This window comes from Saccharothrix carnea (genome assembly GCF_003014735.1).
GTDB lineage: Bacteria > Actinomycetota > Actinomycetes > Mycobacteriales > Pseudonocardiaceae > Actinosynnema > Actinosynnema carneum.
On sequence record NZ_PYAX01000002.1, the window covers coordinates 206,883 to 220,091 of the forward strand.

General features: G+C 72.2%; 9 protein-coding genes. 1 reads left to right on the top strand and 8 read right to left on the bottom strand.

Annotated features, from left to right (window positions below):
• Positions 1-164 precede the first annotated feature (164 nt).
• The 7 genes from B0I31_RS05185 to B0I31_RS05220 form a co-directional block, all read right to left on the bottom strand.
• Positions 165-1,487 carry a serine/threonine-protein kinase gene (locus B0I31_RS05185; protein WP_106614166.1) on the bottom strand — a complete coding sequence of 441 codons (1,323 nt, stop codon included), beginning with the start codon at positions 1,485-1,487 and terminating at the stop codon, positions 165-167.
• A complete protein-coding gene (locus tag B0I31_RS05190; protein WP_106614167.1) occupies positions 1,450-2,229 on the bottom strand; it encodes a protein phosphatase 2C domain-containing protein in 780 nt (259 codons plus the stop codon). Before B0I31_RS05190 ends, B0I31_RS05185 begins: the two co-directional genes overlap by 38 nt.
• Positions 2,230-2,232: 3 nt before the next feature.
• Positions 2,233-3,066: a vWA domain-containing protein gene (locus B0I31_RS05195; protein ID WP_106614168.1), complete on the bottom strand. Its 834-nt coding sequence runs from the start codon at positions 3,064-3,066 to the stop codon at positions 2,233-2,235.
• 357 nt (positions 3,067-3,423) lie between these two features.
• Positions 3,424-3,885 carry an SRPBCC family protein gene (locus B0I31_RS05205; RefSeq protein ID WP_106614169.1) on the bottom strand — a complete coding sequence of 154 codons (462 nt, stop codon included), beginning with the start codon at positions 3,883-3,885 and terminating at the stop codon, positions 3,424-3,426.
• A gap of 79 nt (positions 3,886-3,964) precedes the next feature.
• Positions 3,965-4,750: a hypothetical protein gene (locus B0I31_RS05210; protein WP_106614170.1), complete on the bottom strand. Its 786-nt coding sequence runs from the start codon at positions 4,748-4,750 to the stop codon at positions 3,965-3,967.
• 429 nt (positions 4,751-5,179) lie between these two features.
• Positions 5,180-6,286, bottom strand: a complete 1,107-nt coding sequence (locus B0I31_RS05215) for a hypothetical protein (protein ID WP_106614171.1) — start codon at positions 6,284-6,286, stop codon at positions 5,180-5,182.
• Between the two features lie 34 nt (positions 6,287-6,320).
• Positions 6,321-7,439 (bottom strand): hypothetical protein, encoded by a 1,119-nt coding sequence (locus B0I31_RS05220; protein WP_106614172.1) that lies wholly within the window; start codon positions 7,437-7,439, stop codon positions 6,321-6,323.
• Between the two features lie 249 nt (positions 7,440-7,688).
• Here B0I31_RS05220 and B0I31_RS42475 point away from each other — a divergent pair, with 249 nt between their 5' ends.
• A complete protein-coding gene (locus tag B0I31_RS42475) occupies positions 7,689-7,814 on the top strand; it encodes a hypothetical protein (RefSeq protein ID WP_281262276.1) in 126 nt (41 codons plus the stop codon).
• 3 nt (positions 7,815-7,817) lie between these two features.
• Here the strand turns inward: B0I31_RS42475 and B0I31_RS05225 are convergent, their stop codons facing one another.
• Positions 7,818-13,061 (bottom strand): NACHT domain-containing protein, encoded by a 5,244-nt coding sequence (locus B0I31_RS05225; protein ID WP_106614173.1) that lies wholly within the window; start codon positions 13,059-13,061, stop codon positions 7,818-7,820.
• Positions 13,062-13,209: the final 148 nt, after the last annotated feature.

Below are 13,209 nucleotides of genomic sequence, written 5' to 3' on the forward strand. Positions count from 1 at the left end.
CAGGCGGGCCAGCGAGCTCTGCCGCTCGCGGTCGATCCGGTCCAGCTGCTGCTTGACGGTCCGCTGGTGTGCCCGCAGCCGCTCGTCGTGGCGGTCCCGCAGCACCCGACGCCGGTGCTCCTGCTCCGCCTTGGCCTGTTCCGCCGCCTCGGCGACCTGCCGGGTCACCTGGTCGAGCCGCGCGGCCTGGGCGTCGGCGGCCAGCCTGGCGTCGACGAGCCGTTTCCGCTCGGCCCGCGCGGCACGGGCGCGTTCACGTTCGGGTTGGCGCCGGAAGCCCGCCGCGGTGAACGCCGTCCACGCCAGCACCGCCGCCACGTCGGCGACGGCCACCGCCTCCTCCAGGAAGACCGCCGCCGGCACGCGAACGGCAGCAGCACCACCAGCGCCCACGTCAGCGCGGCCAAGGCGGGGGAGCGGTGGCTGAACCGCACCAGGGGCGGTGGCGCGGGCAGGTGCGGTTCGAGGCGTTCCGCCAGCCACGACGGCAGGCCGGGGGTGGCCGAGGCAGTGTCACCGGATAGCTCCACGCGCTCTGATAGCTCCACGCCACCGAGCGGTTCGAGCGGCGGGGGAGCGGCGCGGTGGTGGAGCAGGATCTCCGCGAAGCGCTCGGCCGGCCTGCGCAGGCGCGCGTCGGGGTGACCGGTCAGGGTGGCCAGCCGGAACGAGCCCGCCGGGTCGGCGAAGTCGGACTCGGCGAGCAGCAGGTGTTCGGCGTCCTCGTCGCGCAGCTGCCGCCACAGCGCGGGATCGGTCGCCAGGGCCACCAGCGACAGGTAGACGACCCACGCCGAGAACCGGTCGACCTCCGGGCCGAAGTCTGCCGCGGTGCGGTCGGGCGACTGGTAGTTGCGGTGCCCGGTCTCGGCCGCGGGCAACCCGGCCAGCGCCGGCACGTACACGCCGTCGTAGTCGACCAGCTTCAGCGAACCGTCGTCGGTGATCAGGAGGTTGCCGTGCTGCAGGTCGCCGTGCCCGATCCCCGCCGCGGCGAGCCGGTCGACCAGGTGCGCGAACCGGTCGGCGAGGGCGGCGACTGCCTGGGAGTCGTCCACGTGCCGGTCGAGCCAGCGCAGGAGGTTGACCGCCTCCACCCACTCCATCCGCAGCACGGGGAACCAGGCGCCCTCCACGAGGATGCCGTGGGCGAGGTAGTCGAAGCCGACTGTCCAGTCGTCGTCCAGGGCAGCCAGGTGCTCGCCGACTGCGCGGTAGCGGGCGGCCTGCTCCGGCGCCTCGCGGGTGAAGCACTTGATCGCGTAACGGGTGCCGTCAGCGACCGTCACCGAGAAGACGCTCGCGAAGTTGCCCGAGATCGCCCGCGGCCGGCCCAACGCGTCCACCCGCACGTCGGCACCTGCGAGGTCGGTGCCGCGGAAGCACAGCGCGGTGTCCTGCAACGCCTCCACGTAGGTCGCGCCGGACGGGAACGGGCGCGTGGGCTCGTCACCCGAGGTCGACGAGAACGACGGTGACGTCGTCATTGCGCATCAACCCCTCCTCCCGTGCCCGCGCCACCCACGCCGTGAACCCGTCGAGGTCACTTGACCGGGTGAACTCCGCCAGGACGTCCCACGGTCGGTCACCGCGTTCCGCCGCCCGCAGGAACCACGCGGCGAGCGCGTCCGTGCCCAGGAAGAACCGGTCACCGGGCTCGGCCGTGCCCGACGACGTCCGCACGTGCCGCGCGAGCAGCGCGTGGTCGCGGATGAACGCGTTGACCAGCCCCGGCGAGTTGTCGAACGCCTCCGCCGACTCGATCGGGAACGCGTGCAGCAGCCGGTCGTCGCGGGTGTGGAACAGGCAGCTGTCACCCAAGGCGGCGACATCCCACCGCGTCACTCCGGACGGATCGGTGTCGAACCGCGCGGCGACCACCGCGGCGTGCGGACCCCGGTCCAGCTTGGGCTGCTCGTACCACGCGATCGGACGGCCATCGGCTTCTCGTCCGGCCACGTAGTCGGCGAGCCACCCGCCCCACGCCTCCCCGGCACGCACCAGGGCCGAGGCGAAACCGTCCACGTCCCGCAGCACGCAGTCGTCGTCCCGCGCGGCCTCGGTCAGGGTGCGCGCCAACAGGTCCGCCCACTCACCGGCGAGCAGGCTCTCCGACGCGCCGTCTGCCACGGCCACGCACACCGGCCCGGTGGTCAGGACGTGGGAGGCGTCCTCGCACTCGCGCAATGTGTGGCCGTGCTTGGGCACGCGGAGGGAAGAGGTGACCACGGCTCAGCGCAGGTCCGTGGCACGGGTCCCGATGTCCAGGAACTGCACGAGCGAGGTGATGTCGGCGTTGTAGACGAACCCGCGCGCCAGGTCGCCGGCCGGCACGCCCTGCTGCAACGCGTAGAACCGCATGTGCGGCGGCAGCGGGCTGGACATGCCGAACAGGGTGCGCGCGTAGGCGTCCGGGAGCGCGACGTCGGTGTCGGGGAACGTCACCGGGACGGCGTTGGTGGCGGAGACGTGCAGGTTGAACAGCAGCGCGGCACCGTCTGCGGTGACGTGCGTCTGCACGGCCCACGCGGCGCTGGCCGGGTCGCCATCGGTGGAGTCGCCATCGGTCAGGTTGAGCACGATCGGCGGGAAGCTGTCGGGGTGCCGGGACACCCAGTCCGACACCAGCGACTCGGCCGACTCCAGTGCCCGGCACATCGGCGTGGGGCCGTGGGCGACCGGGTCGACCCAGACCGGGAAGCGGGTCGTCGTCTCGACCAGCCCACCCGCGCCGTCAGGCACCTTCTTGGTCCGCTTCTCCACCCGTGCCGGCCGGTCCGCCACCTGGCTGAGCGGCACGAGGTCGCGTCCCGCGAGCGGACCGGTGAACGCCGAGCCGACCGCGTGCCCGTAGCCGATGACGGCGACGTGGAAGTAGTCTCGGACGCCTTCCTCCTTCGCGCACTTCACGCTCAGCTCGGCCAGCAGCCGGTTGATGGCGTCGGCGACCACGTCCGCCTTGCGTTGGCGCCCGCCGCCGATCGGGTCGGTCATCGACGCCGACTGGTCGACCAGGAACACGAAGCAGGACGGGTTGGCACGGCTGATCTCGGCGGCGTAGGTCACGAAGGGTGTACACCTCTCCCACGGGACGGCGTGTGGATCACCCGGAAGGCTAGCGCGTGCGTGACGGGCCGTGGTCGGGGACGGTTCAGTTCGGTGGCAGGATCCCCGGCCGGAACGGCTCGACGCCGACGTACTTCCTCGCCAGCCGGTCCGTGCCGCGTTCCGCCTCGTCGCCCACGACGAACCGGACCGCGCGGCCCCGGATCTCGACCCGGTCGTACGGACGGGTCGGTGCACGACAGCGACAGCCGGGGGTCGCGGCGGAGGTTCTCCTCCTTCACCCGACCGAGGGCGGTGTTGAACACGACCCGGCGGCTCAGACCCCGCACCGGCCCGCCCCGACCGGCTCCGGCCCGCTCACGCTGCGAAGTGCGCCTTCACGGTCGCGATCTCCTGCTCGAAGAGGGCTTCGAGGTCGTCCAGGAACCCGGCGGGCGCACCGGCGACCACGCGGAACTCCCGATGCCAGTCGATGAAGCTGCGGCCGGGTTCGTTCGTCACCGGCCGGACCCGGTAGGTGGCCAGGTAGTCGACGATGAACAACACCTGGTCGACCGAGCGGTAGGTGAGCGACCGGTCGGTCTCCGAGCGGCCGACGACCTCCTCGCGGGCCAGGTCGTGGTTCGGCAGCAGGGTGAACTCGAACCGCGACGGCACCTTCTTCGCCGAACCGCCGTTGGTCCAGTGCGCGTTCTCGACGCCGTCGCCGAACACGATGTCGAGCAGCAGCATCATGTCCCGCACCTGCGCCCACACCTCGTCGGGATCGGCGTCGAGGACGGCGGAGTGGTAGACGGAGTACTTCGGGGTCAGAGCCATGGCCCACCTCCAGCGCGGTGCAACGCCCGATGCGTGCCCAGTGCAGGAAGTCGTCGGACGACGACGCGTCGTTACGGTGTCAGTTCGCGCACCCGACCTGCTGGTCCGGTCCCGGGTCGGACGCCGCCGGGCAGTGGGTGCTGGTGCGGGTGGGGTTCATCGTCCACGTGGTCGTCGCGGGCCAGTAGCCCATGCCGCCGCCGTCCTCGGTCGCGAAGAACACGTCGTCGCCACCGTTCACCGGGACCATGCGGAACCCGCCGCCCTCCGCGATGCCGACCTCGACCCGGTAGGCGAACGGGCCGGTGGTGCCGGTCAGGTCGACCACGACGTCGAATGCCGCGTCACTACCGGGGCCGACGTGGTGCCGTTCGTCGAACGTCACCGGTCGGGCGTCGCCGTTGACGCGGAAGTCGACGTCCTCGGGGTCGGGGAACGGTGGCGTGGCGCCGGCTTCGGGCAGGCACCGGAGGCGGACGACGGGTGCGCCGCCGGCGGCCGGATAGGGCGTCGGATCGGGGACGACCCGCACGTAGGTGCTCTCGATCGTGGTGTGCCGGCCCGCCGAGAACGTGATGGTGTGCGCGGTGTCGCCGACCGGCAACGCGCCTTCGCGCAACGCCCAGGCGTGCAGGGCGCGGCAGTCCGCGACGTCGTCGGGCGGGGTCCGGTGGGCGATTTCCTCGGACACCATCAGGAACCAGCCTTGGCCGGTATCGCGGTCGCTGACGGTGACGTGCACCTGCGGCTCGGCGGTGGCCTCGGAGGGTGGTGGGGAGTCCGGGTCGGAACGGCGCAAGAGCAGCAGGCCGGCCACGAGCGCGGCGGCGCAGCAGACGACGATCACGGTCGTTCGTGCCTTCACCGGACCACCACCTCCCCGGTCCAGTTTGTAGCCGAAGCCCGGCCGGGCGCACTCCATCGCTACCCCATGATGCGGCTGGAGGCTGCCGACTGCGTCCGATCCGGCGGCAACCACGGTCTGTAGTGGACGGTGATCGCGGGCTCCACACGACACCCGCCGCACGGCTCAACGTCCCTCGAACGCAGACCTGCCGGCTCAACTCAACGCCGAACCCGACCCGCTGGCCGACGTCGACAGGGGCGGCGTGCGCGAGCTGCTGAACTCCGATGGTTTCCGGGACGTGGCGCGGACCGCGGCGAATCAGGTCGGCGCGGTGGCGCGCGGCGCCGGTCGCCGCAGATTTCGCTGCACGGGAACGAAGCTGGGTCCGCGACCAGGACCTCCACATCGGCCTGCACACGTGTTCAGTGACGAATTTCGACGTACGCGTCACTCGATCATGGGAAAGGCCGAGCGGAGTTCGGTGAACAGTGCGCCGTGCCGACCGGGGCCGTAGGTGGAGACGGCCGTCCAGACAGCGTCGCAGGCGGACGTCAACGGGTCCGGTTCCAGTTCGGCGAAGATCGCGGGCAGGGCCATGGCCTGCTGGCTGAAGTCGTCGTGTCGTCCGTCCAAGGTGGTCACGACTGTCCGAGGCACCCGCTCGTCGGCGAACAGGAGCTCCCAGGGGCGGCGGTCGTCGCCGAACGGCGGTGGCAGGGGTTCGCCGCGGTCCATCGCGGTCAGGGCGGGTGCGATCCAATCGATGTCGGCGAGGCCCGCTTCGGTGAACGCACGTCGGATCGCCCAGCGCGCTACCTGCCGCTGCACGGTCGGCTCGGCCTCGGCGAGCGCGTCCACCAGCGGCCGGTCCAGCGATGCGAGGCTCAGCGCCGTGCCGCGAAGCTGTCTGAGCCGCTCGCTGGGCAGCCGCCCGCCCCACGCGCGTTCCTCCGCCGCCAGGCGTGCCTGGGCGGCGGCGCGCTCCTGCTCCTCCCGCGCTCGACGTGACGCTTCGGCCTTCTCCTCGGCGGTCGGTGGCGGTGGTTGCTCACGTGCGTACCGGTGCGAGTAGGCGGCGTGCTCGCTGGTCTGGCGGACGACCCGGTCCGGCTCGGGTGGCGCCGGCCAGAACTGGAGCAGGTAGCGCTCGGTCGTCGGCTCGTCGTCCTCCCGGTCGTCCATCTGGTGGCCCTCGTCCATCCCCACGGCGCAGTAGCGGACCCGGTAGTCGACCTCGGCCAGGTCGCCCAACGGCCACGACTCCTCGCCCGCCCAGCCCACGAGCGCGACCGGCCCCGCGGGGCGGAAGGACACCTCCACGACCTCCTCCCACTCGTCGCCCACCGGTGGCGGCCGGTCGTGCAGCTCCACGGTGAACGCGATGTCACCGGTGTGCAGGCCGGTGACCAGGAACAGCGTGCCGGGGACCGCGCCGCCGCACAGCCCGTTGACCTGGCCGCCGAAGCACTCGCCCATCCCGTACGAGTCGTCACCGCTCTCGACGTAGATCTGCCCGTAGTGCACCCAGGCCGTCCCGTTCATCAACGTCCGCACCCGCGAACCCCTTCCACGCTTCGACGAATTCGGTTCACGCGAGAACGGGGAACGCCTCGCGGAGTTCGGCGAACAGGACGCCGTGGCGACCGTGGCCGAACGTCTGGACCCCCGCCCAGAGCGCCTCCAGGGCGGCCTTCAACGGGTTCTCCTCGTGCGCGGCGAAAAGCGCGGGCAAGGCCATCGCCTGTTGGAGCTTGTTGTGGCGCTTGCCGTCCAGCGCGAGGATCAGCGAGCTGATCACCCTCTTGGGTACGCGGTCGTCGGCGAGCACCGGTTGCAGCAGCTCCCACAGCGGCTTGCCGTCCCCGAACGGCGATGGCAACGGCTCACCCCGGTCCATCGCGGTCAGAGCGGGCGCGATCCAGTCCACGTCGGCCAACCCCGCCTCGGTGAACGCGCGCCGGGCCGCCCAGCGCGCCACGTCCCGCTGGACCACCGGACCGGCCTCCGCGACCGCCTCGCCCAGCGGCCGGTCCAGCCCCAGCACCCGCAGCGCGTTCCCGCCCAACTGCCGCAGCTCGTCGGAGGGCAGCCGCCCGCCCCACCGGCGTTCCTCGTCCTCCAACCGAGCCTGTGCGGCGGTGCGCTCCTGCTCCTCCCGCGCTCGGCGTAACGCTTCGGCCTTCTCCTCGGCGGTCGGTGGAGGCGGCTGCTTGCGCGCGTACCGGTGCCAGTAGGCGGCGTGCTCGCTGGTCTGGCGGACGACCAGGTCCGGCTCGGGTGGCGCCGGCCAGAACTGGAGCACGTAGCGCTCGCGCGTCGTCCTCGAGGCCTCCACCTCACGCGCGTCGTCCATGCCCACCGCGCAGTAGCGGACCCGGTAGTCGATCGGCTCCAACTCGTCCAACGGCCAAGAGTCCTCGTGTGCCCAGACGTAGAGGGTCGCCGGTCCCGCGGGCCGGAAGGACACCTCGACCACGTCCTCCCACTCGGCACCCACCGGTGGCGGCCGGTCGTGCAGCTCCACGGCGAAGTCGACCTCACCGACGTGCGTGCCGGTCATCAGGAACAACGTGCCGGGGACCGCGCCACCGCACAGCCCGTTGACCTGACCGCCGAAGCACTCGTCCATGTCGAACGAGTCCCCGCCGCTTTCCACGTAGAGCTGCCCGTAGTCGACCCTGGCCGTCCCGCTCATCAGCGTCCGCACCGCAGTACCCCTTCCCCCCAAGATCCGGTCGACCGACATCATGGCGGAGGGCACCGACAGAAACGGCCATCCGTAGCGTCCATTCGCGACCGGGCCGGCCTCACGGCCCGCGTGCTCATCAAGTGGGTGAAGGCCATGCCCGTCGCGCAGGTTGCCCGAGACGACCAGTACGTGCTCAGTCGGCCGTGTGCCCGGCCGTCACGACAAGTCGCGCACGCTGGAATCGGACTGGGCCACCGAGACCGGGCGGTGGTGCGCCTGCTGCCGGACGACACCGGCCTGACCGCCGACGCGACCGTGACGCTGCGCTATGACAAGGCGGCCAACCCGTCTGACCACCAGGTCTCGCTGTTCATGTTCGGCGGTTACGACTGACGGTCAGCCGGCCGGTACGCCAACCCCGAGTTCCACCAACAACGCCCGCGCCTCCGACCGGCACAACTCGCTCCACCGCGCCAACGCCCGTGCCGCCTTCACCCGGATGTGACGCGGGACGGCCGGGTTGTGCGCGATCTCCCGGGCGACGATGGCGGCGGCTTCACGGTGGTCGCGGCGCAGTTCGGCGGCGGCAGCGGCGGCTCGCAACCGGGCACCGGGACGGAGCGTGCGGTCACGTGCCGTGTCCCGCAACGCGATCGCGCCCTCGGCGCTGTCGAAGCGACCGATGGCGTCGAGCACTCGAACGCGGACAAGGAGGTTGTCGGCGGACCGGAGCCGCCTCAACAAGGACATGACCTCGGTGCGCAGGTCGGGACGCGCCGCGCCGAGCTCGCGGGCGGCGTCCACGCGCGGGAGGAAGGGCAATGCCTCGTCCGTCGCGATCGCCCGGAGGCATGATGTTCCGACTTCGCGCCCCCGTTCGCCGAGGGCCAAGAGGTCACGGGCTGCTCGCCACCGAAGTGCCGGTCGGCAGGTGGCATCGGTGGCGATGCGGTGCAGGACCCGGAGACCGGCGGCCCGGTCGTCTGCGGCTTGCGAGTTCAGCCACAGCGACGCCCACCACCGGATCGCGAGCGACTCCCGCTCGTCGTCCCGGAGACGGCGCAACCGTTGCAGGCCGCCGACCTTGCGCAGGATGTAGAGGACTCTCATGCGGTTGACGCCGGACGTGCGGGGGTCCTCCGCCATCTCCCGCAGTACGGGAATCATCTGCGCGGGAGTGTCGCCGATCAGGGTGCAGATCCGACGGGCCGCCTGGGCACGCTCCCGCCACGGGCCCGTCGCGTCGAGGACCAGTGCGGCGTCCTCGCTCAGCAAGCCATGTGCCTTCCGCCCCTTCAAGTTCAAGAGGGCCTCGCAGACGTTGTAGGTCAGGTCCGGGTTGTCGGCTGACTCCTCGATCACCGCGACCGCGTCGGAACGCCATCGGGGTGAGACCCCGGCGAGAGCCGCGGCGGCTCTGATCCGGTCCGCCGGCATCGTCTCCGCTGCGGTCATCACGTCTCGGAGCCGCGCAGCCGCTTCAACCGCCAGGGTGGGCTCGACCCACTCGGTGATGTCACCCACTCGTTGTGCCGGCGACGCCGCGTGGTCGGCCAAGAGGTCCTGTTCAGCGAGGAAGCGGTCTCTTCCTTGGAGGACGGTCGCCAACCGGCGGCGGTCTTCCGGCCCGGTGGCCGGGTCGCGGAAGAGCGCCAACGCCAGCGGCGCCACCTCACGACCGCGGGCAGCGGCTCGGTACGCGAGCCAGGCGAGGGCGAGCGACTGCTCCTCGGTGGTGAACTCGGGGCTGGTGGCGAACCGCCGCAGGGCGGCGAAGGCCGTCCCCGCCTGCCCGGGGTCGAGGGTCATGAGGCGGCATGCGGCCTCGGAGCGGTCGCGCACCGACTGTGATTCGTCGTCGAGCACTCGAGCGTGGAAGGCGACCGCCGCATCCACCGCGGTCGGGTCGTGCCTGGCGAGCAGCATCACCGCGTCGGTGCGCCACGTGTAGTCCAGGCAATCATCAGCGGCTTGTCCACGGATCTCGGAGAGTGCCTCGGGGTACCGACCGGGACGCAGTTCGACCAACACCTCGGCCGCGGCCAGGCGCCTGTGGTGGCCGGCGTCCCCATCGGCCAGGCAAGCACGGAGCGGAGCCGCCAGATCCGCGCCCAGCTCCGCCAGCACCCGCAGCCGCGATTTCCACGCCGGCACCGCCGTGTCGTCGGTCTCGCGCATCACGGTGGCGACCGCTGTGTCGATCTCGCCCGGGATTGCGCGGGCGAGCGCCACCGCGGCGTCGGCGCGGTCCGACAAGGGCGACAGGTCGTGAGCGGTGATGCCCTCCAAGCGTGCTACCACGACCGGGTCGGACCAGCGGTCCAACTTCTCCATGGCCATGGCCACCCGACACAGGGTGGCGGCACTGGTGTCGGGATCGCTCGCCACATCGCGCAGAGCGGCGGCCACTTCCTCGCGCATACCGGCACCGAGTCTGTCGACATCCGCGACCACCGTCGGCAACCCCGCGTTCGGCACGGTCCGTGCCTCGATCTGGTCGACGACCGCGTCCACGACCCGTTGGTGGAAGCGACGGCCCAGTGCGATCAGGGTTGACGCCGCGCTGCGCCGTGCCCGGCCACCCCATGCCGGGTTGCGCAGCACCGCGGTCATCGCGGCGGCGAAGACGTCCGGGTCGGTGACGTCGAGCCGGTCGAACACCGGGTAGTCGTAGTGCGAGGCCCAGAGTTCCGCCTGCTCCGGAGCGACCGACGACAGCATGGCGGCGGACGACCGCTCGCGGAACCGCGTGCCGAGGCGCCGCAGCGCGCGCCAGGCCAACCTCTGTGCCTCGGGGTCCGCTTGCCGGATGGCGATCTCCGACAGGTGGTGGGTCACCTCGTCGTGGAACTCCGGACCCAGCCCGACCAACTGCGAGCCTGCCTGGGCACGGAAGGAGGCGTCGGCGGAGCGGTCGCACAGCATCGCGCGCAGGGAGGCGACCGCCGGTGTCCGGTAGGGCTCGCCCAACGCGGCCAGCTTGGTGAAAGCCGTCAACGTGTCGTAGGTCGAGGCTGTCGGGTGTGTGGTCGCGCCACGCAGCGCGATCGCGGCCTCGTCCCGGTGCTCGGGCCCGAGCTCGGCAAGCGCCTGAGCGGCCCACGTCCGGCCATTGGCGTCGGTGGCCCAGTCGCCGAGGACCGCTCGTAGCAGGCCCCATGCCTGGTCCTGCGCCCCGATGTCGGCGAGCGCCTGTGCGATGCGCGTCCGCAGGTAGGCGGCGATTCCGAACGCCGTGGACAACGCCACCAAGTGGTTGGTGGCTGTCATGCGGTGTTGGGGACCCAGTTCGGCGAGTGCTTCGGCGGCGGAGACGCGCTCTCCGAGCGGCAGGCGCTGGTCGGCGACGAGCCGGGTCAGGGTGGCGACGGCTTCGTCCGAGTGGTGAGGGCCCAGGGAGGCCAGGCCGACCGCCGCATCACGCAAACCGGCGCTGAAGTGGGTGCGGGTGCCGAGGACTTCGCGGAAGACCTCGGCGCCGCGCTCGTGGTGTTCCACGTCGATTTCGACCAGCCCGGTCGCGGCGTGCACGCGGGCGTGGTCCGGGGCGTCCCGGTTGTCGAGCACGGCGGTCAAAGCGGCGATGGCGTGCTCGCGTGCCTCGCCGTCGAAGCCGGCCAGGACGACGGCGGCGTTGCGGAGTTGCTCCGCTGTGGCGGTGTACGAGGCGAGGATGGCTCGCAGGCCCTGTGCGGAGGCGCGGTGGCCGTCCGGGCCGCACTCGGCCAAGGCCTCGGCGGCGGCGAGCCGGTGTTCCACCGGGATCGCCGAGTCGTCCACGACTCGGCGCAGCAGGTGGGCGGCTTCGGTGGACTCGGGGCCGCGCAGCCTGGTCGCCAGGGCGGCCGCGGCCTCGACCCGGGACGGCCAGGGCACGTCGTCGGAGCCCATGAGGTCGACCAGCCAGGCGGCGGTGCCGGGGTGGTGGGCGGCGCGGCTGGTCTGGGACAGGATCTTCAAGGCGGGGTGCTGGGTGGTCATCGCCCACGCCCGCACGGTGGTCAGGAAGGCGTCGACGGCGGCCGAGCCGGCGGGCAGGTGGCGGGCGAGCAGGCGGGCGGCCAGCAGGTGCTGGTCCGAGCCGCCCGAGTGCAGGTGCTCAAGCAGGCGTTCAGCCTCGCTCGGGTGCAGGCGGGTGTGGTGCAGCAGGACAGCCCTGGCGTGGCGGCCCCGGTCCTCCGTGCGGGCGGCGTGCAGGAGGCCCGCGAAGTCGGCGTGCGCCGGGTCGAAGTGTTCGGGGAGCAGGCGGGCTTTCGCGGTGGCGGCGAGGTGTTCGGCGAAGCTGTGGTGCAGGAACCGCAGGTCTTCGCCGCGACGGCTGAGTGGTCCCACGGCGGCGAGGTAGGTGATCAGGTCGTCCTGCCAGGCGCCCGTGAGGTCGGGCACGTGCTGTGCGGCCCAGTCCAGGGCGGCGTCCACGAGGGAGGTGTCGGCCTCCAGCCGCACGCGGCCGAGGTGTTCCAGGAGCGCGTCGCGCACCGCGTCGAACGGGCCGGGCTCGGCGGTGTGCGCGGTGCGCAGGTACTTCAGGTATGCCTCGTACAGCTCGTACTGGTTGTCCGGCAACGGGCGGTTGCCCGGCTGCTCGAAGATGATCGCGGCGATCGTCGCCAGCAGCGGCACGCGGGCCAGCTCGTCGAGGTGGGCGGCGCGGATCTGCCGCACGAACCGGTAGGCGCGGTCGCGGTCGCCGAACCAGTTGCGGGCGAACTGGCGCAGCGCCCGTTCGTCGAACGGCTGCAGTTCGTAACGGGCGGCACCGATGCGCTGCAGCGGTGCCAGGGCCGCGCCTTCGATCGGTCTGGTGGTGACCACGACCCGGTACGGCGACGTGGGTTCGGCGGCCCACGCGGCCAGCACGGTGACCAGCCGGTCCCGTTCGGTGGTGTCGGCGACCTCGTCCAAGCCGTCCACCAGCAGCAGCCAGCGGCAGCCCGCGATCCGTCCCTCCAGGGCGCGCGGGTCCAGGGGAGAGGCCAGCAGCGCGCCGTACTCCGCGCCGGCGCTCTCCACCACGGCCTCCGGGAACGGTCGGCTGAGCCGCCCGGCCAGCTCCCGGGCCGTCAACCGCAGGGGTACCACGCGTTCGGCCATCGGCGCGGCTTCGCCGTCACCGGACAGCCACTGCTCGGCGACGTCGGCGGCCAGCCGCAGCGACAACGTGGACTTGCCCTGCCCGGGTCCGCCGGTGATCACCACGTGGTCGTCGCGGTCCAACGCCTCCGAGACCGTCCGGGTGGGCGCGCGGACGGCCAACCGCGTGATCGGCAGGCTCGGCGGCTCCACGACCTGGCCGCGGCCGTCCACGATCGGGACCGGTCGCGGCGGCTCCGACCCGAGGTCGTCCGAGCCGCTGCCGAGGTCCTGGCGCACGTGCACCGTCACGAGCGAGGACCGGCGTGGGCCGGGCAGGCGGTAAGGCATCTCGCGGGCGGTGTCGACCTGCGCCCGCAGCAGGAACCGGACCGGCGCGGGCAGCCCGGTTAACGCCGGTTCGTCCTGTGCGGGAGCGTCCGGCGTGGGTTCCGCACCGGCCACGGTGATGTGCACGCCGCCGTGGATCGTGCCTGCCAGCACCGCGGCTCCGTGCACGTCGCCGCCGATCCGGTTGGCATCGGCGGACGGAGAGCCCTCCTGCAACCCCGGCCCCTTTCGCTCGCGGTGAACGCATGGTCCCACGGGCCGCGCGTGCCAGTCCGGGCACGACCTGCGATGTACTCTTGCCGCCGCCGTCCGCGCTGGTCACTCCCGCTCGCCAACGGCACGACCCAGCCGGACCGCACCCCGG

What these genes read in the sequence shown, in the direction of transcription:
- B0I31_RS05205 (WP_106614169.1), bottom strand. Translation starts at nt 3,885, where the DNA reads ATGGCTCTGACCCCGAAGTACTCCGTCTACCACTCCGCCGTCCTCGAC.
- B0I31_RS05185 (WP_106614166.1), bottom strand. Translation starts at nt 1,487, where the DNA reads ATGACGACGTCACCGTCGTTCTCGTCGACCTCGGGTGACGAGCCCACG.